Origin of the sequence: Actinoplanes sp. TBRC 11911 (genome assembly GCF_012933445.1) — a bacterium.
GTDB lineage: Bacteria > Actinomycetota > Actinomycetes > Mycobacteriales > Micromonosporaceae > Actinoplanes.
Genome location: NZ_JABBNC010000014.1, coordinates 172,224 through 194,868 on the forward strand (window position 1 = coordinate 172,224; position 22,645 = coordinate 194,868).

Below are 22,645 nucleotides of genomic sequence, written 5' to 3' on the forward strand. Positions count from 1 at the left end.
CGCGCATCGGCGAAATCACCGGCCTGTCGAAATCGCATCCCTCGAAAAGAAAGTCATCGATGCTTCCGGTACGCCTCGACGACCGGCCACACTCGGCCCATGCTTGTTGCACAGACAGTGCAGGAAGTTCTCCTGCTCGGCGGCGGCGCGCTCGTCCTGACGGGCGGCCCGGGCGAGGGCAAAACCACGCTTGCGTACGCCGTGAGCACCGTCCCCGGCAACCGGAGAGTCATCGCGGTCCCCGGCCACGCCGACGAATCGTCGCTGCCCTACGCGGCCACGCACCGCCTCCTGACCCGCCTGAGCGAGTGCCCGTCCACGCCGCGCGGAGGCGTGCGGCCCCACCCGGACGCCGGTCTCCTCCCGCGGGATGCTCTCGGCGCCGCGCGCGTCGTGCTCGACCGGCTGGCCGCCGCGGATCGTCCCGTGCTCCTGCTGCTCGACGACGCGCACCTGCTCGACGCGGAATCGCGCCGGCTGTTCACCCTCGTGGCCCACCGCCTGGACGGTGTTCGCGCGGCCATCCTGGCCACCGCCCCGGCACCGCTGCCCGGCCTGCCGCACCTGCGCCTGAGCCCGTTGACCCGCGCCGAGAGCCGCACCCTGCTGCACGACCGCGCCCCCGGCCTGGCCGACGACGTGGCCGCGTCCCTCATCGACCTGGCCGGCGGCAACCCGGCCGCCCTCGTCGAACTGGCCGCCGCGCTGAGCCCCCGGCAGCGCCGCGGCCTCGCCGACCCGCCCGCCACGCTGCCCCCGTCCAGCCGGCTGCGGCAGCGCTTCCGCGCCGAGGTGGCCGCCCTCCCGCCCGGCACCCGCGACCTGCTCCTGCTCGCCGCCGCGGCCCCCGAACTGCGCCCCGCGGACGTCACCGACCCGGCCGCCCTGACCCCCGCCGAACGGGCCGGACTGGTCAGCGTCCACGACGACACGATCGCCTTCACCCCGCCGCTGCTGCGCTCGCTGATCTACCACGACGCCCCGCTCGCCGACCGCCACCACGCCCACCGCCGGCTGGCCGACAACGGAAGCCTGCTGCACCGCGCCCAGATCACCCCGGCACCCGACGACGCCTTGGCCCGCGCCCTCACCGCCGCCGCCCGACACGCCACGCCGGACCGGGCCGCCCGCGCCCACCTGCTGGCCGCCGGCCTGTTCGACAGCCGGGCGGACAAAGCCGGCGCCGTGCTGGCCGCCGCCCGCGCCGCCGCCGACGCCGGGCGCCCGCACGAGGCCACCCGCCTGCTGCGCCGCCTGGGACGCGAACAGGCACCCGCCGTGGTCCGCAACCGGGCCCGCGCCCTGACCGCCCGGCTGACGCTGCACCACGACCCGGCGGCCGCCCGCGACGTGCTCCTGGACGTGGCCACCGAACTGCTCCCGCACGACCCGCAGGGCGCCCTCGAGGCACTCCTTGCGGCCGGCGACGCCTGCGGCCACTGCGGCGACCCCGGCGACTTCCCGGCCGTCGCCCGGCACGCGGCCGCCCACCACCGCGACACCTCCGACCCGCAGACCAGGCTGGCCGTCCACCACCTCTGCGGCCTGGCCGATCTGCTCACCGGCGCCGACGATCAAGGATTCGGCCACCTGCACGAGGTGCTGCGCCTCGCCGGCCACGTCACCGACCCCGCGCTGCTGATCGCCGCGGCCGCCGACGGCATCCTCACCGGACGCGACCGCTGCGCCGCGACACTGGCCGGACGGGCAGCGGCCCTGGGCACAAAGGGGCAGATTCCCGCGGCCCTGGAAGTGGCCGCGTTCGCCGAGTTCGCCGCCGGCCGCTACGACGCGGCGACCGACGCCGCCCTGGACGGAGCCGCCGTCGCGGGCCGCCCCGGCGCGCACCACGCACTGCTGTCCGTGCTGGCCGCCCTACGCGGTGACCGAGCCTCGATGGAGCCGGCGAGCGGTGGCGCGATCAGGGACGCGGCGGGGCACTACGCGACCGGCGAGTTCGGCGACTGGGCGGCCGGCCTGCTCGACCTCGTCGAGGGCCGCCGCACGGACGCCCTGGCCCGCCTGTTCCCGCTGGTCACCGGCCACGGCTCACCGATTCTCCGGATCGCCGTCACCCCGCACCTGATCGAGGCCGGTGCCCCCGGCGACGTGGCCGGCCCGTTCGACCGCTGGGCCGCCCGTACCGGCGAAAGCTCCTGGCTGGCGCTGCGCGCCCGGTGCCGGGCGCTGACCGCGTCCACTCCGGACGACGCCGACGACCTCTTCCGCGAGGCGATCGGCTGGCATCGCCGCGACGGCGCCGCCTTCCCGGCCGCGCACACCGCCCTGCTCTACGGTCGTCACCTGCGCAGATGCCGGCGCCACGTGGAGGCCCGCGAGCACCTGCGCCGCGCCGCCGAGACCTTCCGCCGCCTCGACGCCGCCCCGTGGGCCGACCAGGCCACCCACGAGCTGCGGGCGGCCGGCGAAAGCGCGGGCGGCGAGGGCGCGGCAGCCGAACGGGCGCCGGCCACCGAGCTCACCGCCCAGCAGCAGCGCATCGCCGGCCTGGTCGCCGACGGCGCCACCAACCGTGAGGTGGCCCAGCACCTGCACCTTTCCCCGCGCACCGTCGACCACCACCTGCGCAACGTCTTCGCCCGGCTGGGCGTGCGCTCGCGCACCGAGCTGGCCCGGTTGGTCGCGACCGGGCGCGTGCCGCCGCGGCGGCGGGGACCTTTGGACGGTGTCGGTCCCCGCTGAAGTGCCGGGCGGCACGCGGTCCGATCCGGTCAGGCCTTCTGCACCTCGACCGGAGTCGTGAGGACGCGGTCCCGGCCCACTTCCCGGACCGCGCCGGTCAGCGTGACCGTGCCCCGCAACGGAAGGTCCGAACAGGACGTGCCGACCATGATCTCGATCGTGCCCGGCTCGACGATCCGGGTCAGGTCGCGCCCGGTGAACGCGGTGCGGTCCGCGTGCACCGAGAACGTCACGTCCTTCGCCTCGCCGGCCTCCAGCGGCACCCGGGCGAACCCGGTGAGCTGGCGGACCGGGCGGGTCACCTGCGCGACCACGTCGCGAAGATACAGCTGCACCACCTCGTCGCCGCCGCGCGACCCGGTGTTGCGCACCCGCGCGGTCACCGTGAACGCGCCGTCCACCGGGATCGAGGACGCGCTGATCCGCAGGTCGTCCACCTCGAACGTGGTGTACGAGCGGCCGTACCCGAACGCGAACAACGGTGTCGGGTCGAGGTTGCTGACCCCGCTGTTCTCCGCGCCCAGCGGCGGCTGCAGGTAGGTGCCGGGCTGCCCGCCCGCGTGCCGCGGGATCTGCACCGGCAGCTTCGCGCCCGGCTGCACCCGGCCGGAGAGCACCCCGGCGATCGCGGCGCCACCCTCCTCGCCCGGCATGAACGCCTGCACCAGACCCGCCGCGCGAGCGTGGATCGCCCCCAGCGCGTACGGCCGGCCGGACACCACGACCACCACCACGGGCGTACCGGTGGAAAGCAGTTGATCGAGCAGTTCGCCCTGCACGCCGGGTAACGAGAGGTCCTCGGCGTCGCAGCCCTCGCCGGAGCTGCCGTGGCCGAACAGGCCGGCCAGATCACCGACCATGGCGACCACCAGATCGGCGTCGCGGGCCGCGGCCAGCGCCGCCTCGAACCCGGACCGGTCCTCGCCTAGCACCGGGCATCCCTGTTCAAATACGAGCGAGGCCGCGGGAAACTCCGTTCGCAGGGCATCGACCGCGGTCGGCACCGAGATGCCCAGGCCGACGTCGTGGTAGCGGGGGAGGACATGGTTCGGGAAGGCGTAGCAGCCCATGAACGTCCGGGGATCGGCGGCGGCCGGCCCGACGACGGCGATGCGGCGCACCGACGGCGACACCGGCAGCGCGGTGCCCGCGTCGAGCAGCACGACGGAGCGCTCGGCCATCTCCAGCGCGAGCGCGCGGTTGGCCGGCGAGTCCAGGTCGACAGCGGCCGCGGCGGCCACCGAGCCCTCCGGCGTCCAGTCCGCGTCCAGCAGCCCCAGCGACGCCTTCTGGGTGAGCAGGCGGCGGGCGGCCCGGTCGATGACCTCCTCCGGCACCCGCGAGGCCAGGCCCGGCCCGAAGCCGAGCGTGTCCGGCAGCTCCACGTCGATGCCCGCGACCAGGGCCTGCGCGCCGGCGTCGTCGGTGTCCGCGGCGGTCCGGTGCATGGTGGCCAGGAACGGCACCGCCCAGTAGTCCGACACGACCGTGCCGGTGAACCCCCACTGCTCGCGCAGCACCTCGGTCAGCAGCCACCGATCGGCGCCGGCCGGCACCCCGTCGAGATCGGAGTAGGAGTTCATCACGGACTCGGCGCCGCCCTCGCGGATCGCCGTCTCGAAGCTCGGCAGGATGACGTCCATCAGCTCGCGGCGGCCCATCGGGACCGGGCCGTGGTTGCGGGCGCCCCGCGACGCCGAATAGCCGGCGAAGTGCTTCAGCGTGGCGATCACCCCGGCGCTCTGCAACCCTTTCACGTACGCCGATCCGAGCATCGCCACCAGGTAGGGGTCTTCGCCGATGGTCTCCTCGACCCGTCCCCAGCGATAGTCGCGGACCACGTCGAGCACCGGGGACAGTCCCTGATGCACGCCCACCGCTGCCATGTCCCGCCCGATCGCGGCGGCCATCCGCTCGACCAGCTCGGGGTCGAAGGTGGCGCCCCACGCGATCGCGGCGGGATAGACGGTGGCCCCGTACGTGGTGAAACCGGTCAGGCACTCCTCGTGCACCATGGCCGGCACGCCATGACGCGAGTTGCCGAGCACGATCCGCTGCTGGCGGACCACCTCGGCGGCTCCCTCGGCGGCGGTGCGCGGCACGCTGCCGAACACGCGGGTGAGCTGGCCCAGGCCGTCGCGGCTCGCGTCCTGCAGCGAGATCGTCCCGGACGCCGCGAAGACGTCCTGCATCGGGGCGACGTTCATCTGCTCCTCCGGGTCGGCGCGGGCGTCGTCACCGGTGTCCTGCATGTCGTTGCCCAGCCATCGGCTGCCGAGTTGCGCAATTTTCTCGCTCGTCGTCATCCGGGAGAGCAGCGCCTCCACCCGGTCGGCGATCGGCAACGCCCGGTCCTGCCATGGCTGATTCGCCCGATCTGTGGTCACGGCGCACGTTCCTCATTTCCGAAAGTTTCGCTGTTACCAACGCGCAATGTTACGACGCGGCGGATCTTGAACGGCCGCATTCGGGTTCCTCACGAATGCGTCCACTCTTGCGCTGGGAGCGCGACCAGGGCAAGACCCTTGACATGATCAAGCTGAAACCCTACGTTAACGAAACCTCACGTTAACTTGCGGTCGTTTCGCGAAAGTTGCAGGATCTGTGACAGAGGCGACCTTCCAACCACGACGATCCACTCGCCGCAGCTGAAGCGGCACTTCGAGTACGGAGATCACCGTGATCGATAGCAACTACTCCAGGCGCAGGTTCCTGGGTCTGGTCGGGGGAACCGCCGGTGCCGCGGCTCTCGCCGCATGTGGCAGCTCCGGCCCGAGCGAAGATGGTGGCAGCTCGGGCGGTGGCGGCGGCGGTGCGGCCAGCTACTGGTCCCTGAGCGGCCCGCCCGGCCAGGAGTACCGCCAGGCCTCGGTCGACCGGTTCAACAAGGCGAACCCGAACACCAAGATCACGCCGACGTTCTTCCAGAACGACGCGTACAAGCAGAAGATCACCACCTCGATCGGCGCGGGCCAGGGCCCGACGATGATCTGGGGCTGGGGCGGCGGCGGCCTCAAGGCCTATGTGGAGGCCGGCCAGGTCGAGGACCTGACCGACTGGTTCGGCCAGAACGCCGCGGTCAAGAGCAAGATCCTCGACTCGTCGTTCGGCGCCGCCACGGTCAACGGCAAGATCTACGCGATGCCGGTCGAGACGGTCCAGCCGATCGTGCTGTTCTACAACAAGAAGGTCTTCGACAAGGTCGGCGTGCAGCCCCCGCAGTCCTGGGGCGACATCATGGCCCTGGTACCCAAGTTCAACGCCGCGAAGATCGCGCCGTTCTCGCTGGGCGGCCAGTCCCGCTGGACCAACATGATGTGGCTCGAGTTCCTGCTCGACCGCACCGCCGGCTCCGACGTGTTCAACAACGTCTTCGCCGGTCAGAAGGACGCCTGGTCCGACCCGGCCGTGCTGACCATGCTGACCCAGATCCAGGACCTGGTGAAGGCCAACGGCTTCGTCAAGGGCTTCTCCTCGATCACCGCGGACTCCAACGCGGACCAGGCCCTGCTCTACACCGGCAAGGCCGCGATGATGGTGCACGGCTCCTGGTCGTACGGGATCCAGAAGGCCAACGGCGGCAGCTTCGTCAAGGACGGCGGCCTGGGCTGGATGAACTTCCCGGCGGTCGAGGGCGGCAAGGGCGACCCGAGCAACACCGTCGGCAACCCCGGCCAGTACCTCTCGATCTCGTCCAAGGCGAGCGCCGAGGCCAAGGACACCGCGAAGAAGTTCTTCTCCACCACCCTCGTGGACAACGACGAGATGGCCGGCTGGATCAAGTCGGGTGGCGTGCCGGTGCTCAAGGGCGCGTCGTTCACCGGCTCGGACGACGCCGAGTTCCTGACGTCGATGGCCGACATCGCGTCCAAGGCCAAGATCTTCGCGCAGTCCTGGGACCAGGCGCTGAGCCCGACCGCGGCAGAGACTTTGCTCGATAACATCGCTAAGCTGTTCCAACTGCAGATTTCCCCGCAGCAGTGGGTCGACAGCATGAACGGGGTCATCGGTAAATGACGACGCTCGCTCCGCCCGCCGTACGGGTGAAGGAGCCCACCAGGACCAGCGGCGGGCGGAGCGGCGCCGTCCTATGGATGGCGCTGCCGGCTCTGGTGTGGTTCGTGATCTTCGCGGTCATTCCGCTGATCGGCGTGCTCCTGCTCAGCTTCACCACGTGGAACGGCATCGGCACGATCCATGGTTCCGGCCTCACCAGCTGGAAGGCCGCGCTGACCGACCCGGGCCTGCCCCGGGCCCTGTGGGTCACGTTCGTGATCATGGCGCTGTCCTGGCTCGTGCAGACGCCGATATCCATTCTGCTGGGCGTCTTCATCGCGGCCCGCTCCAAGTACCGCGGCCTGCTCGCGGTGCTGTATTTCGTGCCGGTGCTGCTCAGCTCCGCGGCCATCTCGATCACCTACAAGGCGCTGCTCGACCCGAACTTCGGGCTCAGCGCCGGCCTCGGCGTGTCCTGGCTGGCCCAGGACTGGCTCGGCCAGAGCGGTCTCGCGCTCGGCGTGGTCGTCTTCGTGGTGTCGTGGCAGTACATTCCGTTCCACTCACTGATCTACCAGGGCGGCGTGCGGCAGATCCCGCAATCGCTGTACGAGGCCTCCCAGATCGACGGCGCCGGCCGGATGCGCCAGTTCTTCAGCATCACGCTGCCGCAGCTGAAATACACGATCATCACGTCCTCGACGCTGATGGTGGTGGGCTCGCTGACGTCCTTCGACCTGATCTACGTGCTGACCGCCGGCGGCCCCGGCGACTCCACGCGCACCCTGGCGCTGCAGATGTACCAGTTCGGCTTCCAGGCCCGCCTGATGGGCCCGGCGAGCGCCATCGCCGTCATCCTCGTCCTCATCGGACTCGCGATCTCCCTGCTGCTGCGGCGGCTGGGTGGCCGGGCGGACGAGAGCCAGCTGGAAGGAATGTGACATGGCGACCTCCACCATCACCCAGGAGTCCGCGCCGCGACACGGCGGCAAAGCACCGCAGCGCGGCACGTCGCTGGGCGGCCGGCTGCTGCGCCTGAACTGGGTCGGCGGCAGCCTCGGCTGGATCTGGCTGCTGATCGTGATGCTCCCGCTCTACTGGATCGTCATCACCAGCTTGAAGACGCAGTCGAACTACTTCATCACGAACCCGTTGAAGCCGCCGACCGACATCACCTTCGAGAATTACAAAACGGTGATCGAGGCCGACTTCGTCCGGTTCTTCTTCAACAGCGTGATCGTCACCGCCGGAGCCACCATCCCGGCCGTGCTCTTCTCGCTGATGGCGGCGTACGCGGTCGTGCGGGGCGCGACCAACCGGTGGCTCAAGGGCATCAACGCGCTTTTCCTGATGGGTCTCGCCATCCCGCTGCAAGCCGTGATCATCCCGGTGTATCTGATCATCATCCGGGCGCACCTGTACGACTCGCTGCTGGCGATCATCCTGCCGTCGGCCGCGTTCGCGATCCCGCTGTCGGTGCTGGTGCTCGGCAACTTCATCCGGGACGTGCCGAAGGAACTCTTCGAATCGATGCGGATGGACGGTGCCACCGAGTGGGGCACGCTGTGGCGGCTCGCCTTCCCGCTGACCCGCCCCGCGCTGGTCACCGTGACGATCTACAGCGCGCTGCAGATCTGGAACGGCTTCATCCTGCCGCTGATCCTCACCCAGAGCCCGAACCAGCGCACCATGCCGCTGGCGCTGTGGACCTTCCAGTCGGAGTTCGGCGTGAACGTGCCCGCGGTCGCCGCCTCGGTCACGCTCACCACCATCCCGATCGTGCTCGCGTACGCCATCGGGCGCCGCCAGCTACTGAGCGGACTTACCGCCGGTTTCGGCAAATAGGGCGGTGCTCTCCCGGATCACGAGCTCGGTCGCCAGCTCCACCCGGGGAGTTTCGATGGGCTCGCCGCGTGACAACCGCAGGACGGTGCGCGCGGCGAGCCCACCCATGTCCGCCAGCGGCTGACGCACGGTGGTCAGCGGCGGCGACGACCAGCGCGCCTCCGGCAGGTCGTCGAAGCCCACGATGCTCACGTCGTCCGGCACCCGCAGACCGCGCAGTCGCGCCGCCTCGTAGACGCCCAGCGCCATCTGGTCGCTGGACGCGAAGATCGCGGTCGGCGGGTCGTCGCGGTCCAGCAGCCGCACCCCGGCGGTGAAACCCGACTCGTGCCGGAAGTCGCCCGGTTCGATCAGCCGCCGGTCCACCCGCAGCCCCGCCTCCTCCAGCGCGGCCCGGTAGCCGTCCAGGCGGGCCCGGCTGCACTGCAGGTTCTTCGGACCCTCGACCAGGCCGATCCGGCGGTGCCCCAACGCGATCAGATGCTCGGTGGCGCTGCGCCCGCCGGACCAGTTGGTGGCGCCGATCGTCGGCACGTCCGCGGCGTTCCCGCCGGCCGGATCGATGATCACCATCGGCACGTTCAGGCGGTGCAGCTCGGCGCTGACCGGGCCGGCGCCGTCGGAGATCACCAGGATCACCCCGTCGGACTGGCGGGCCCGCAGATTCTGCAACCATTGCCGCGCCGACGCCGTACGCCGGTGCACCGCCGACACCACGGTGCCGACCCCGGCGGCGTGCGTGACCTCCTCGACGCCGCGGATCAGCTCCACCGCCCACGGGCTGTCCAGGTCGTGGAAGACGAGGTCGATGAGACCGGCCCGCAGCGGTTGCCGAGAGTTGCGAGGACGGTAATCGTGCTCCCGGAGAAGATGTTCGATGCGGTCGCGCGTCTCCGGTGACACATCCGTACGCCCGTTGAGCACCCGCGACACGGTAGGCACCGACACTCCGGCGGCCTCCGCGATGGTCGCGATAGTTACGCGTCGTCCGCCCGCGGCCATCGATCTCTCCTCGTCTCCAGGCAAAGGCACCCCCGAAACTTTCGCACTCGGGTGCGGGAAGTATTGCACACCACACCGATTTCACCAGGTCCGGGTTTCCCCTGGTGGCATTCGCGCCACGATGATGGAGCCGTTTCCATCACCGCTTTTCACCTCGGGGGACCCGCCATGACCACCCAGCCGCCCGCCGCCGTCCAAGCCGCGCTGGACGCCGCCAACGCCAACGACACCAAAGCCTTCCTGGCCTGCTTCCCGGCCGACGGCGTGGTCGACGACTGGGGCCGCGAGTTCCGCGGCCACGACCGGATCCGCGGCTGGAGCGACGGCGAGTTCATCGGCGTGAAGGTGAGCCTGCGGGTCACCGACGTGCAGATCAACGGCGACGACGTGGTGGTGACCGCCCAGGTCGGCGGCGACGGCTTCAACGGCGAGTCGCACTTCACCTTCCGTGTGGCGGGCGACCAGGTCAGCCGCATGACCATCCGGGCCTGAGGTGCGCCTTCCCCGGTTACTGCTGGCCGGCGTGCTGCTGTTCACGGCGGTCCTGCTGCTGACGGCGTTGTTCGCGCAGCCCCCGTTCCGGTCGGTGGGCGTAACCGCGTTCGCGGTCTTCACCCCGCTGTGGCTCGCGGTCGCGGTCGTCAACGCGGCCATGGGCGTGTACGCGGCGGGCTACCGGCCCGCCGAGGAATCTGTCGTGCTGGCCCCCGTGTTCGGCGTGCCCGCGCTGATCGCGGGCCTGGTCTGGTGGTGGACGTGGGACCGCTGGCACGGCGGCCCGCTCATCGGCGCGGGCCGCGCTCCGGCGATCCTCGGTGCCGGCATGGCCCTGTGGCTGGCGATCACGCTGCTGGCGGGCCTGCTGGTGCCGAATGCCACGGCGGCGGCCGCCCTGCGGGTCGCCGCCGTGCTGTTCGTCCCGCTGTGGCTCGCCCTCACCGTCGTCAATCTGCTGATCGGCGTGTTCGCCGCCGGTTACTCGGCAGCCGAGGAGATCCCGGTCCTGCTGCTGAACCTGTTGCCGCCGGTGGCGGTGGCCGGTGCGGCCGCGGTGGCGGTTGGCCGCTCACCGCGGCGCGACGCGGTCGCCGCCCCTTAGCGCACGGTCAGTCGAACAGTTCGTCGACGGTGATGGAGAACGGGAACGGGAACGAGGATTTCAACGTCTGCCCGGCGACCGCGACCGCGTGCTCGAAGTAGCGGTCGCCCTGCAGTCGCTGTAACCGCACGACCGCCGGCTCCAGCTCGACCGTGAGGAACCAGCCGATGCCGGCGGCGGCGTACAGGTGCGCCTTGAGCACGCGGTCGATCAATTCGGTGGTGGGGGAGATGACCTCGCCGAGCAGGATCACGTCGGACACGTCGGTGACGTCTTCGTTCTGGCGTTTGTCCACCGCGACGACATCCGGTATCACGATGGTGTCAGCGGTCAGGCGTACCCACACGTTACCGACCGCGTGAAGGCCGGCTTTTCGCGCCGCGCGCATGGTGCCGAAGACCAGGGGCGCGAGGGCGATCTGATGGCAGTTGTCCGGCCAAGGGCTGACGAGGAGATTGCCGTTGATCAGTTCGACCCGGTTGATGCCGGTGTCGAGGCCCAGGTAATCGGCTTCCGCCCAAGGCCCGAAGTGCTCCGTGATGGTGGTGGTCACTAGAACATTATCAAGAGACCAGATGTCACTGGTCAATCCCCGGCGAAGTCCAGCAGATGCTCAGTGCTGATCTCGACCGGAAAGGGCAGGTCGGTGATCAGTGTTTCGCCGTACTCGGCAAAGGCGTGCTCGACATACTTCGTGTCTTCGAGGCGAAGCAGTCGCAGGAAGATGCTCTGGTAAGTCCCATGATCCGGCTCGACAAGCAGGTACCAGCCGATGCCCGCCTCGGCGTAGAGCAATTTCTTGAAGCGGCGGTCGGCGGTCGCGTTGCTCGGCGAGGTGATTTCGGCGACCATGACGACGTCGGCGGCTTCGGTCCGAGTTCCGGGCTTGCTCGGCCGTCTCACCGTGATATCTGGCGAGACCAGCCGGTCGGGCCCGAGGCGCACGTTGCCTGCCTGTGTGACGCAGAGCTTCGCCGCGCTTGCCGGCGGTCGCAGGATGGTCGTCAGTAGGTACGAAATTTCCTGATGCTCGTTCGTTGGTGCCGGACTCACCCACAGTCCCCCGTCGATCAGTTCGATTCGGCTGTTTGTCTCGTCGAGCGCGAGATATTCGGCCTCGGTCCACGGATCCGGGTGGTTGAAGTCCGCCTTTGTCATGGTCAGAGTGTCGCACGCGGTCATGCCGAAAAGTGTCTCATGCCTAGTTGGCGCTGAGCAACCCGGATTGTGACAGTACGTTTCGGGCATTGTTCGGTGCGTGGCTGGTACGTAATGTGCGGGCATGATTCGTATCGCGCACTGGATCGGCGGCGGCGAGGTCGCCGGCGCCTCGGGCCGGGTCGGGCCCGTCTTCAATCCGGCCGCCGGTGAGCAGACCGCCGAGGTCGCCCTGGCCTCGGCCGCCGAGGTGGGCCACGCCGTCGCGGTCGCGAAGGAGGCCGGCAAGGCCTGGCGCGCCACCTCGCTGTCGCGCCGCTCCGCGGTCATGTTCAAGTTCCGGGAGCTGCTCGCCGCCCGCGAGGGGGAGCTCGCCGCGATCATCACGAGCGAGCACGGCAAGGTGCTCGCCGACGCCGCCGGGGAGATCGCCCGCGGGCTGGAGAACGCCGAGTTCGCCACCGGCATCCCGCACCTGATGAAGGGCTCCTATTCGGAGCAGGCCGCCACCGGTGTCGACGTCTACTCGATCCGCCAGCCGCTCGGCGTGGTCGCCGGCATCACCCCGTTCAACTTCCCGGCGATGGTTCCACTGTGGATGTGCGCCACCGCCATCGCGGCCGGGAACGCCTTCGTGCTCAAGCCGAGCGAGAAGGATCCGTCGGCGTCGATCTTCCTGGCGCGGCTGTGGCGCGAGGCCGGGCTGCCCGACGGCGTATTCACCGTCGTCAACGGCGATGTGGAGGCGGTCGACGCGCTGCTGACCCATCCGGACATCGCCGCGGTCAGCTTCGTCGGGTCCACCCCGGTGGCCCGGCACGTGTACGAGACCGGCACCGCGCACGGCAAGCGGGTGCAGGCTCTGGGCGGTGCCAAGAACCACATGGTGGTGCTGCCGGACGCCGAGCTGGACGCCGCCGCGGACGCCGCGGTCAGTGCCGCCTACGGCTCGGCGGGGGAGCGGTGCATGGCCGTCTCGGTGGTCGTGGCCGTCGGCGACGTGGCCGATCCGCTGGTCGACGCGATCGCGGCCCGGCTGCCGAAACTGAAGATCGGCGCGGGTGCCGACCCGGAGTCGCAGATGGGCCCGCTGATCACCGCCGAGCACCGCGAGCGGGTCACCGGCTACATCGAGGCCGGCGCCCGCAGCGGGGCGACCGTGGTCGCCGACGGCCGGGACGCGGACCTGCCGGCCCACGGCTACTTCCTGGGCGTCACGCTGCTCGACAACGTCACCCCGGACATGGCCGTCTACACCGACGAGATCTTCGGCCCGGTGCTGTGCGTGCTGCGCGCCAGGACGTACGCCGAAGCGGTCGAACTGATCAACAACAATGAATATGGAAACGGCACCGCGATCTTCACACGGGACGGCGGGGCGGCCCGGCGCTTCCAATTCGACGTGGCAGCGGGCATGGTCGGGGTGAACGTGCCGATCCCGGTGCCGGTCGCCTACTACTCGTTCGGTGGCTGGAAGGCCTCGTTGTTCGGCGACACGCACATGTACGGCCCGGACGGCATCCACTTCTACACCCGCACCAAGGTCGTGACGTCACGGTGGCCCGACCCGGGCACCTCCACCGTGGATCTTGGCTTCCCGCAGACCCGATAACGAAGCCCCGCGACCCCCGGCGTACGCGCGAATGCGTACGTCCGGGGGTTGTTGCGCCTCTGATTCCGTTTCGCTTCGGGAAAATCCTTTCGGATTCCCTTGTCTTCCGTCCTCACTTTGTGTCAAGGTCTCGCAGATCGTTACATGTGGGAGCTGTCACAGGCTGGGAGCGGGAGGTCCGATCGGTGATTGCCGCTTTGCCCGTGTTGCGCAACTTTGTCGGTGGACAACACACCGATACGTCGGAGGGCGCCACCACACCGGTAATCGATCCGGCCACGGGCGACGCGTATGCTCTCGCGCCCTTGAGCTCGAAGCAGGATGTCGACGCCGCGATGACCGCGGCCGAGGCCGGTTTCGAGATCTGGCGCGACACGACACCGGCCGAACGGCAGCGCGCGCTGCTGCGCCTGGCCGACGCGGTCGAGGCCCGGGCCGGCGAGATCGTCGCGGCGGAATGCCGTAACACCGGCAAACCGGTCGAGGCCACCCATCGCGAGGAAATGGGACCGCTGCTCGACGAGCTGCGCTTCTTCGCGGGCGCCGCGCGGATGCTCGAGGGCAAGTCGGCCGGGGAATACCTGCGCGACCACACCTCCTACGTGCGGCGCGAGCCGATCGGCGTGTGCGCGCAGATCACCCCGTGGAACTACCCGATGGTGATGGCGGTCTGGAAGTTCGCGCCGGCGATCGCGGCCGGCAACGCGGTGGTGCTCAAGCCGGCCGACACCACCCCGGTGACCACGCTGCTGCTCGCCGAGATCGCCGCCGAGTTCCTGCCGCCGGGCGTGCTGAACGTGGTCTGCGGGGACCGCGACACCGGCCGGCAGATCGTCGCCCACCCGGCGCCCGAGCTGGTCTCGATCACCGGCTCGACGCGGGCCGGCACGGAGGTCGCCATCGCGGCCGCCGCCGACCTCAAGCGCACCCACCTCGAACTCGGCGGCAAGGCGCCGGTCATCGTCTTCGAGGACGCCGACATCGAGGCCACCGCCGCCGCGATCGCCGCCGCCGGATATTTCAACGCCGGGCAGGACTGCACCGCCGCGACCCGGGTCCTGGTCCACTCGGCCGTCGCCGCGGACTTCACCGACGCCCTCGCGGCCGCCGCGCGCGCGACCAAGACCGGCAGCGACCCGGACGCGTTCTTCGGCCCGGTCAACAACGAGAACCAGCTCGCCCGGGTGCGCGGCTTCCTCGACCGCACACCGGCGCACGCGCGGATCGTGACCGGCGGCAACCGGGTCGGCGACCGCGGCTACTTCCTGGAGCCCACCGTTGTCGCGGGACTGGATCAGCGGGATGAGATGATCCAGGACGAGGTCTTCGGACCGGTCATCACGGTGCAGGAGGTCGACGGCGAGGACGAAGCCGTCCGCTGGGCGAACGACGTCCGATTCGGTCTGAGCGCCAGCGTCTGGACACAGAATCACGGCCGCGCGATGCGCGTCTCGCGGCGCCTCGACTTCGGTGCCGTCTGGATCAACACCCATCTGCCCTTCGTCTCGGAGATGCCGCACGGCGGGTTCGGCCACTCCGGCCACGGCAAAGACCTGTCCATGTACGGGTTCGAGGAATACACCCGCGTCAAACACGTCATGAGCTACCTCGGCTGACCCACCCCACACCGCGCGAAGAGGACCACCAAGATGACCACCACCCCCCAGCACCTTGCCGGCAACGGCCGGACGGCGACCGGCGACCACCCGGCGATCCGGTTCGACGGCGTCGTGAAGAACTATCTCGCGCATGGCGAGACCGTGGCGGCCGTCAAGCGTACGGACATGGAGATCGCTCAGGGTGAGTTCTTCTCCCTGCTCGGCCCGTCGGGGTGCGGCAAGACCACCACCATGCGGATGATCGCCGGCTTCGAGGAGCCCACCGCCGGCAAGGTCTACCTGGACGGCCGCGACGTCACCGGCGTCACGCCGAACCGGCGCGACATCAACATGGTGTTCCAGTCGTACGCCCTCTTCCCGCACCTCAACGTGTTCCAGAACGTGGCGTTCGGGCTGGAGCGCAAGAAGGTCGCGCGCGACGAGATCCGCCGGCGGGTCGGCGAGATCCTGGAGATCGTCTCACTGTCCGGGATGGACAAGCGGGCGCCGCGCGAGATGTCCGGCGGCCAGCAGCAGCGGGTCGCGCTGGCCCGGGCGCTGGTGAACCGCCCGCGCGCGCTGCTGCTCGACGAGCCGCTCGGCGCCCTCGATCTCAAGCTGCGCCAGCAGATGCAGGTGGAGCTCAAGCGGATCCAGCGCGAGGTCGGCATCACCTTCGTCTACGTCACCCACGACCAGGGTGAGGCGCTGACCATGTCCGACCGGATCGCGGTGATGAACGCCGGCGTGATCGAGCAGCTCGGTTCGCCGCGCGAGATCTACGAGAAGCCGGCGTCGCGGTTCGTGGCCGGCTTCATCGGCACGTCGAACATTGTGGACGGTCACGTCGAGCGGATCGAGGGCGGACTGGCCCTGCTGAATTACTCCACACAGGACCGCGTGGTATGCCCCGTACCCGGTGCGGTGCGGCGTGGCGACAAACTCGAGGTCTCGGTCCGTCCAGAGAAGATCGATTTGCACCGAGGTGTACCCCCCGTTACCGCAACCGGCGGCAGCGTTCTCTCCGGGATCGTCAATGAGGTCGTTTATCACGGAACTTCGACCAATTACACCGTAGCCACAGCGGCCGGGGCCGACTTTACTGTCTTCGATCAAAACGCGGCCAACGCCGACGATCTTGCGGATCGCGGCGACCGCGTCTACCTGACCTGGGCCCCCCAGCACTCATATCTGATCGGAGTCTGATGTCTGCGTCGAATATTCCCGACCCCTCCCTGGTTCGTGGCCTGTCCCAGCGCCGGCTAGGCCGGCGGGACGCGCTTCGGATGTCCGGGCTATCGGCGCTCGGCATGGCGTTGGCGGCCTGCGGCGTCCAAGGCAAGGGCACCAAGGCGCCGGCGAGCGCCGCGCCCGACGCCGTCCAGCAGTACTGGTCCGACAAGAAGCAGAACAACCTGGTGCGCTTCGCGAACTGGCCGCTCTACATGGACCCGAAGCAGCCGGAGCTGAAAGCGTTCAAGGCGAAGACCGGCATCAACTTCACCTACAAAGAGGTGATCCAGGAGATGGGTTCCTGGTTCGCCAAGGTGCAGCCGCAGCTGTCGGCCGGCCAGGACATCGGGTACGACCTGATGGTCATCACCAACAGCTTCCAGTTCTCGCAGTTCCGCGACTCGGGCTTCCTCGCGCCGCTGGACCACGCGAAGCTGCCCAACTTCGCCAAGTTCGCCGGCGACGCCTACAAGAAGGAGGCGTTCGACCCGGGCAACCAGTACAGCATTCCGTGGGCGTCCGGCATCACCGGCATCGCGTACGACCGCACCAAGACCGGCCGTGACATCACCAAGCTGGCCGACCTGTGGGACCCGAAGTTCAAGGGCAAGGTCGGCATGATGTCCGACGTCCAGGAACTGGGGAACTTCGGCCTGATGGCGGTCGGCGCCAACCCGGACAAGTCGTCGGCGTCGGACTGGGAGAAGGCGGCGAAAAAGCTCCAGGACCAGAAGGACGCCGGCATCGTCCGCAAGTACTACGACCAGGGCTACATCGACGCGCTCGGCTCGGGCGAGGTCTGGCTCACCCAGGCGTGGTCCGGCGACATCTACCAGAAGAACCTCTCCGAGCACCGGGACCTCAAGTTTGTGATCCCGGAGGAGGGCGGCACGATCTGGACCGACAACATGACGATCCCGATCACCGCGAAGAACCCGGTCGACGCGATCACGCTGATGGACTTCTTCTACGAGGTGCCCAACGCGGCCTCGCTCGCGGAGTACATCAACTACGTCTGCCCGGTCCCGAACGCCCAGGCGGAGATGCGCAAGGAAGCGGCGAAGCTCTCCGGCGAGGACAAGACCGACCTGCTGGCGCTGGCGAGCAGCCCGCTGGTGTTCCCGGCCCAGGCCGCCTACGCCAACCTGCACTACTACGTCGCCTTCGAGTCGGTCGCCGAGCAGCAGCAGTTCCAGAAAACATTCGACCCCATCGTGCTGGGATAACATGAGCCGTCTCAAGCGCACGATCGCCCCGTACCTGCTGGTCTTACCCGGCGGGATCTGGCTGATCGTCTTCTTCGCCATCCCGATGATCACCATGCTGTCGCTGTCCCTGCAGGAGGGCGACATCGTCAACGGGTACACGTTCACCGGTCACTGGCAGACCTATGTGGACGCCCTCGACGACTACCGGACGCAGCTGATCCGCTCGCTCATCTACGGCGCCATCGCGACGATCATCCTGATCGCGCTGGCGTTCCCGATGGCGTACTGGATCGCCTTCTACGGTGGCCGCCGCAAGGCCACGTACCTCTTCCTGGTGTTGCTGCCGTTCTTCGTGTCGTTCGTGCTGCGGACGATCTCGTGGCGGCAGATCCTCACCGACGACGGGCCGGTGCTGTCGCCGTTGAAGAGCGCCGGGCTGGTGCCCGAGTCGTTCCACATACTCGGCACACCCACCGCGGTGATCTTCGGCCTGGTCTACAACTTCCTGCCGTTCATGGTTCTCCCGATCTACGTGGCGCTCGAGCGCATCGACCCACGCGTGGTGGAGGCCGCACGGGACCTGTACGCCGATCCGGCGACCGCGTTCCGCAAGGTGGTGTTCCCGCTCGCGCTGCCCGGTGTCTTCGCCGGCGTGCTGATGACGTTCGTGCCGACCAGCTCGGACTACGTCAACTCGACGGTGCTGGGCGGAACGGACACCACGATGATCGGCCAGGTGATCCAGGCGCAGTACCTGGCGAACTCCGATTACCCGACGGCCTCGGCGCTCTCCTTCGTGCTGATGGCGGTCCTGCTGATCGGGGTGTTCGCGTACGCGAAGGTGCTCGGCACGGAGGACGTCATGAAGGTGGCGGCGCGATGACGGCTCAACCCCAGACACTGCAACGACCGGCCCGGACGGACAAGGGCGCGGACCTGCGGCCGAAGCGGCGGATCACCGGTCCGGGCGTGATGCGGGCGTACACCTGGTTGATCATCCTGTGGTTGATCCTCCCGATCTTCGTGATGATCCTGTTCGGGTTCAACGACACCTCGGGCCGGTACAACCAGTCGTGGGAGGGCTTCACCCTCAAGTGGTACGGCCGGCTCTTCGACATCGACGACCTCACCAGGGGTCTGATCACGTCGCTGGTGGTGGCCGTGGTCAGCAGCCTCGCCGCCGGGGCGCTGGGCACCGGCATCGGCTACGCGCTGGGGCGCTACCGGTTCCGCGGATCCGGCTCGGTCAACCTGATCATGTTCGCCACCATCTCGTCGCCCGAGCTGGTCATGGGGGCCTCGCTGCTCACGTTCTTCGTCTCGCTGGGCGTGGGGCTGGGCGTGGTGACGCTGACGATCGCGCACATCATGTTCTCGATCTCGTTCGTCGCCACCGTGGTGCGGGCCCGGGTGATGACCCTGGACCGGTCGATCGAGGAGGCGGCGGCCGATCTGGGCGCCACCGCCTGGACGACCTTCTGGAAGATCACCTTCCCGATCATCCTGCCCGCCGTGTTCTCCGGCGTGTTGCTGGCGTTCGCGTTGTCCATCGACGACTTCGTGGTCAGCAACTTCACCGCGGGCAACGCTGTCACGTTCCCGCTGTGGATCTGGGGAGCGACCCGGGTCGGCATCCCACCCCAGGTGAACGTCATGGGCACGCTGATCTTCGTGGCTGGCGTGGTCATCGCCGTGGCGTTCAACATCCGGTCGCGGCGCGCCCAGCGTGATTGATGCCCGGCCCGAGCCCTACTGGCTCACCCAGGCGGGGGCTCCGGCCCCCGCCGCCGCGCTGGCCGGCGCCGACCGGGCCGATCTGGCCGTGGTCGGCGCCGGATACAGCGGCCTCTGGACGGCGCTGCTGGCCAAGGAACGCGATCCGCACCGCGACGTGGTGGTGATCGAGGCGGGCACGGCCGGCTGGGCCGCGTCCGGCCGCAACGGCGGGTTCTGCTCGGCGTCGATCACGCACGGCTTCGACAACGGCATGTCCCGGTTCCCCGGCGAGATGGACACGCTGGAACGGCTGGGCCGGGCCAACCTCGACGAGATCGAGGAGACGGTCCGGCGTTACGCCATCGACTGCGACTTCGCGCGCACCGGCGAGCTGCTGGTGGCGACCGCGGACTGGCAGGCACGCGAGCTGGCGTCGGCGGCGGCCGCTGCCGCGCGGCGCGGTCTCGACGTGACCTACCTGGACACCGACGCCGTACGCGCGGAGGTGGACTCACCTACGTACGTGGCCGGGCTGTGGGATCGCACGGGCTGCGCGATGGTCGACCCGGCCCGGCTGGTCTGGGGCCTGCGCCGTGCCTGCGAGTCACTGGGCGTGCGGTTCTACGAGAACAGCCCGGTCGAGAAGATCACCGCGTCGACGGACGGGCTGGCGCTGCACACCTGGCGCGGGCGGGTCGACGCGAAACACGTGGCGCTGGCCACCGGCGCGCACGGCCGGCTGCTCAAACGGCTGCGGCACTTCGTGGTCCCGGTCTACGACTACGCGCTGATGACCGAGCCGCTGACCGACGCGCAGCTCAAGGCGATCGGCTGGCAGAACCGGCAGGGCATCGGCGACTCCGGCAACCAGTTCCACTACTACCGGCTGACCGCCGACAACCGCATCCTCTGGGGCGGGTACGACGCGATCTACTACAACGGCGGCCGGATCGCGGTCGGCGACGACCAGCGCGAGGCCACGTTCGAGGTACTGGCGCAGCACTTCGCCGAGACGTTTCCGCAGCTCGCGGACGTACGCTTCACGCACAAGTGGGGCGGCGTGATCGACACGTGCAGCCGGTTCAGCGGCTTCTTCGGCACGGCCTTCCGGGGCCGGCTGGCGTACGCGATCGGCTACACCGGGCTGGGCGTGGGCGCCACCCGCTTCGGCGCGAACGTGATGCTCGACCTGCTCGGGGGTGCCGAGACCGAGCGGACCCGGCTGAAGATGGTGCGCCGCAAGCCGATCCCGTTCCCGCCGGAGCCGCTGCGGTCCGCGGTTATTCAGCTGACCCGCTGGTCGATCGCCCGGGCGGACCGCAACGAGGGGCGGCGAAACTTGTGGTTGCGGACGCTTGACCGGATGGGGCTCGGCTTCGACTCGTAGAGACGCCTTGGGGATGCGGTGGCCGGATTCGGTGTGCTGTGTGCCGAGGAGCCACCACCCCCTGTGGACGACCACGCAAAAATGTCACCCCAGCCTGGTTTAATCGCCCCACCCAGAACAGGGTGGGGGTGGTTAGGGTCTACGCGGCTGTGGATCAAGATCCACCGCGGGCGTGGTCCGCCATTACCGTCGAGATGACGCTCGGCGCGGGCGTTGTAGAGACGCCGGCCTCGTGTCTGGTGCTCGCGGGCGGATTTCGAGACCTTGGAGAGTTCGGGTTCGCATGTGGGCGCAACTCTCCAAGGTCTCGAAATCAACCGTCCGAGGGCCCGCCTAAAAGCCCCTAATCTGGACAAAACTAGTGTCCTATTCGGACTCTTGACCAGTATGTGGACGTCCACGACCGCATCGTGAGACCGGCGGCGGACGACAACGTTACCCGTCGGCTCATCCGTGAGACCTAGAACGGCGAAAGCGCGTTTTACTCGGATTTATCGGACACCGGTTTGTTGTCGCCGAGGCCTCCCACGCCATGTGGATGCCCGTCGCGGCCACGGATCACTGAGCAGGCCGCCGCGAAACGCCGCCCGCTTGCAGGCCGCCGCCCGCGTGCGCGTCGCGAGGGAGCCGAGGCCGCACTGCGAGGTGGTGGGGCGCCGCCATCGCCCCACCACCGGTCTCAGAGGGCGACTCCGGTCAGCACCAGCAGACGCGGCTCCGTGTAGTCCTCCATCGCGCTGGCCACGCCCTCACGCCCCGACCCGCTGGCCTTCACCCCGCCGTACGGCATCTGGTCGGCCCGGAAGCTCGGCACGTCACCGACGATCACGCCACCGACCCGCAGCCGCCGGTGCGCGGCGAACGCCGTATCCAGGCGGTGCGTGAAAACCCCAGCCTGCAGCCCGTACGCCGAGTCGTCGATCGCAGCAAATCCCTCGTCGTCCGAGTCGACGGGCGTCACCACCAGCACCGGCCCGAACACCTCCTCCGCCCGCACCTTCGCGTCCGCCGGCACACCGGTCAGCACCGTCGGCTCGATCGTGGTGCCCTTGCGGCCGCCGCCCGCGAGCACCCGCCCTCCCGCCGCGACCGCCTCGCCGATCCACTGCTCGATCCGCTCGGCGGCCCGCTCGTCGATCACCGGGCCGACGTCGGTGTCCGTGTCGCGCGGATCGCCGGTGCGCAGCGCCGCCACGGCCGCCAGCAGCTTCGGGGTGAACGCCTCGACGTGGTCGCGGTGCACGAACACCCGCTGCACCGCGATGCAGCTCTGCCCGGCCTGGTAGTTGCCGAACACCGCGATCCGCTGCGCCGCGTGCGCCAGGTCGGTCCAGTCCTGGCAGATCAGCGCCGCCGCGTTGCCGCCCAGTTCCAGCGTGACGTGCTTGTGCGGCACCGCGGCCTGGATCTGCGATCCGACCGGTCCGCTGCCGGTGAACGACACGACCGGCAGGCGCGGGTCCTCGACCAGCGCGGCGGCCCGCTCGTTGGGCAGCGGCAGCACCGAGAACATGCCGGCCGGCAGATCGAGCCCGGACATGATCTCGCCGAGCAGCAGCGCGGTCAGCGGCGTCGCCGGGGCCGGCTTCACGATGATCGGCGCGCCCACCGCGAGCGCCGGGGCGACCTTGTGCGCCACCAGGTTCAGCGGGAAGTTGAACGGGCTGATCGCCAGGATCGGTCCGCGCGGCACCCGCCGGATCAGCGCGATGCGCCCGGCCGCGGCCGGATCGGTGTCCAGGCGCTGCAGCTCGCCGGAGAAGCGGCGCGCCTCCTCGGCGGCCCAGCGGAACGTCGACACGGCCCGGGACACCTCGGCTCGTGCCCACTTGAGCGGTTTGCCGTTCTCCGCGGTGATCAGCGAGGCGAACTCGCCGGCCCGGCGCGCGATCTGGGCGCTGATCTCGTCGAGGGCGGCGGCCCGTTCGGCGGCGCTCAGCGCGGCACCTTTCGCCGCTGCGGCCACGGCGCTCGCGACCGCTTCCTCGACGTGCTCCGGGGTGGCGTACGAGGTCTCGCCGGCGATGGAACCGTCGAAGGGGTGACGAATCGTCCGGACATCGGCGCTGGTCATCGCGCGGCCGGCCA

The 22,645-nt window shown here is 69.5% G+C and carries 18 protein-coding genes; 13 read left to right on the forward strand and 5 right to left on the reverse strand.

Annotated features, from left to right (window positions below):
- Nucleotides 1-99 precede the first annotated feature (99 nt).
- On the forward strand, nucleotides 100-2,703 hold the full coding sequence (locus HH310_RS20960; RefSeq protein ID WP_169177280.1) for a helix-turn-helix transcriptional regulator: 2,604 nt from the start codon (nucleotides 100-102) through the stop codon (nucleotides 2,701-2,703).
- 29 nt (nucleotides 2,704-2,732) lie between these two features.
- Here HH310_RS20960 and HH310_RS20965 read toward each other — a convergent pair whose 3' ends face one another.
- Complete coding sequence (locus tag HH310_RS20965) at nucleotides 2,733-5,090, reverse strand: glycoside hydrolase family 3 N-terminal domain-containing protein (protein ID WP_312034240.1); 2,358 nt, start codon at nucleotides 5,088-5,090, stop codon at nucleotides 2,733-2,735.
- A 292-nt stretch (nucleotides 5,091-5,382) separates the two neighbouring features.
- Here HH310_RS20965 and HH310_RS20970 point away from each other — a divergent pair, with 292 nt between their 5' ends.
- Genes HH310_RS20970 through HH310_RS20980 form a run of 3 tightly spaced genes read left to right on the forward strand, consistent with a single transcriptional unit; the run spans nucleotide 5,383 to nucleotide 8,544 of the window.
- Nucleotides 5,383-6,720 (forward strand): extracellular solute-binding protein, encoded by a 1,338-nt coding sequence (locus HH310_RS20970; protein ID WP_312034241.1) that lies wholly within the window; start codon nucleotides 5,383-5,385, stop codon nucleotides 6,718-6,720.
- Complete coding sequence (locus tag HH310_RS20975) at nucleotides 6,717-7,640, forward strand: carbohydrate ABC transporter permease (RefSeq protein WP_211192407.1); 924 nt, start codon at nucleotides 6,717-6,719, stop codon at nucleotides 7,638-7,640. Before HH310_RS20970 ends, HH310_RS20975 begins: the two co-directional genes overlap by 4 nt.
- A gap of 1 nt (nucleotide 7,641) precedes the next feature.
- Nucleotides 7,642-8,544, forward strand: a complete 903-nt coding sequence (locus tag HH310_RS20980) for a carbohydrate ABC transporter permease (RefSeq protein ID WP_169177281.1) — start codon at nucleotides 7,642-7,644, stop codon at nucleotides 8,542-8,544.
- On the opposite strand, the gene HH310_RS20985 is transcribed toward HH310_RS20980, so the two are convergent.
- Nucleotides 8,509-9,546 carry a LacI family DNA-binding transcriptional regulator gene (locus tag HH310_RS20985; RefSeq protein ID WP_169177282.1) on the reverse strand — a complete coding sequence of 346 codons (1,038 nt, stop codon included), beginning with the start codon at nucleotides 9,544-9,546 and terminating at the stop codon, nucleotides 8,509-8,511. The genes HH310_RS20980 and HH310_RS20985 overlap by 36 nt on opposite strands.
- A 168-nt stretch (nucleotides 9,547-9,714) precedes the next feature.
- On the opposite strand from HH310_RS20985, the gene HH310_RS20990 reads away from it, so the two are divergent.
- Both HH310_RS20990 and HH310_RS20995 read left to right on the forward strand, forming a co-directional pair.
- Nucleotides 9,715-10,038: a nuclear transport factor 2 family protein gene (locus HH310_RS20990; RefSeq protein ID WP_169177283.1), complete on the forward strand. Its 324-nt coding sequence runs from the start codon at nucleotides 9,715-9,717 to the stop codon at nucleotides 10,036-10,038.
- A gap of 1 nt (nucleotide 10,039) precedes the next feature.
- Nucleotides 10,040-10,645, forward strand: coding sequence for a hypothetical protein (locus HH310_RS20995; protein ID WP_169177284.1), 606 nt, complete (start codon nucleotides 10,040-10,042; stop codon nucleotides 10,643-10,645).
- Nucleotides 10,646-10,652: 7 nt separating this feature from the next.
- Here HH310_RS20995 and HH310_RS21000 read toward each other — a convergent pair whose 3' ends face one another.
- On the reverse strand, nucleotides 10,653-11,198 hold the full coding sequence (locus HH310_RS21000) for a Uma2 family endonuclease (protein ID WP_169177285.1): 546 nt from the start codon (nucleotides 11,196-11,198) through the stop codon (nucleotides 10,653-10,655).
- A gap of 32 nt (nucleotides 11,199-11,230) precedes the next feature.
- Nucleotides 11,231-11,803 (reverse strand): Uma2 family endonuclease, encoded by a 573-nt coding sequence (locus HH310_RS21005; RefSeq protein ID WP_248294211.1) that lies wholly within the window; start codon nucleotides 11,801-11,803, stop codon nucleotides 11,231-11,233.
- Nucleotides 11,804-11,927: 124 nt separating this feature from the next.
- On the opposite strand from HH310_RS21005, the gene HH310_RS21010 reads away from it, so the two are divergent.
- From HH310_RS21010 to HH310_RS21040, 7 genes are all read left to right on the forward strand, one after another.
- Nucleotides 11,928-13,415, forward strand: a complete 1,488-nt coding sequence (locus tag HH310_RS21010; protein WP_169177287.1) for a CoA-acylating methylmalonate-semialdehyde dehydrogenase — start codon at nucleotides 11,928-11,930, stop codon at nucleotides 13,413-13,415.
- A gap of 188 nt (nucleotides 13,416-13,603) precedes the next feature.
- On the forward strand, nucleotides 13,604-15,031 hold the full coding sequence (locus HH310_RS21015) for an aminobutyraldehyde dehydrogenase (protein ID WP_169177326.1): 1,428 nt from the start codon (nucleotides 13,604-13,606) through the stop codon (nucleotides 15,029-15,031).
- A 33-nt stretch (nucleotides 15,032-15,064) separates the two neighbouring features.
- The gene (locus HH310_RS21020) at nucleotides 15,065-16,219 is read left to right on the forward strand and encodes an ABC transporter ATP-binding protein (protein WP_169177288.1); all 1,155 of its coding nucleotides are present in this window, start codon (nucleotides 15,065-15,067) and stop codon (nucleotides 16,217-16,219) included.
- 80 nt (nucleotides 16,220-16,299) lie between these two features.
- Nucleotides 16,300-17,472, forward strand: a complete 1,173-nt coding sequence (locus HH310_RS21025; protein ID WP_312034242.1) for a spermidine/putrescine ABC transporter substrate-binding protein — start codon at nucleotides 16,300-16,302, stop codon at nucleotides 17,470-17,472.
- A gap of 1 nt (nucleotide 17,473) precedes the next feature.
- Nucleotides 17,474-18,337 (forward strand): ABC transporter permease, encoded by an 864-nt coding sequence (locus tag HH310_RS21030; protein WP_169177290.1) that lies wholly within the window; start codon nucleotides 17,474-17,476, stop codon nucleotides 18,335-18,337.
- The gene (locus tag HH310_RS21035; protein WP_211192408.1) at nucleotides 18,334-19,188 is read left to right on the forward strand and encodes an ABC transporter permease; all 855 of its coding nucleotides are present in this window, start codon (nucleotides 18,334-18,336) and stop codon (nucleotides 19,186-19,188) included. Before HH310_RS21030 ends, HH310_RS21035 begins: the two co-directional genes overlap by 4 nt.
- Complete coding sequence (locus tag HH310_RS21040) at nucleotides 19,181-20,557, forward strand: FAD-binding oxidoreductase (protein ID WP_169177291.1); 1,377 nt, start codon at nucleotides 19,181-19,183, stop codon at nucleotides 20,555-20,557. The genes HH310_RS21035 and HH310_RS21040 overlap by 8 nt, the downstream gene beginning before the upstream one ends.
- A 679-nt stretch (nucleotides 20,558-21,236) precedes the next feature.
- Here HH310_RS21040 and HH310_RS21045 read toward each other — a convergent pair.
- Nucleotides 21,237-22,631, reverse strand: coding sequence for an aldehyde dehydrogenase family protein (locus HH310_RS21045; RefSeq protein WP_169177328.1), 1,395 nt, complete (start codon nucleotides 22,629-22,631; stop codon nucleotides 21,237-21,239).
- Between the last annotated feature and the right edge of the window lie 14 nt (nucleotides 22,632-22,645).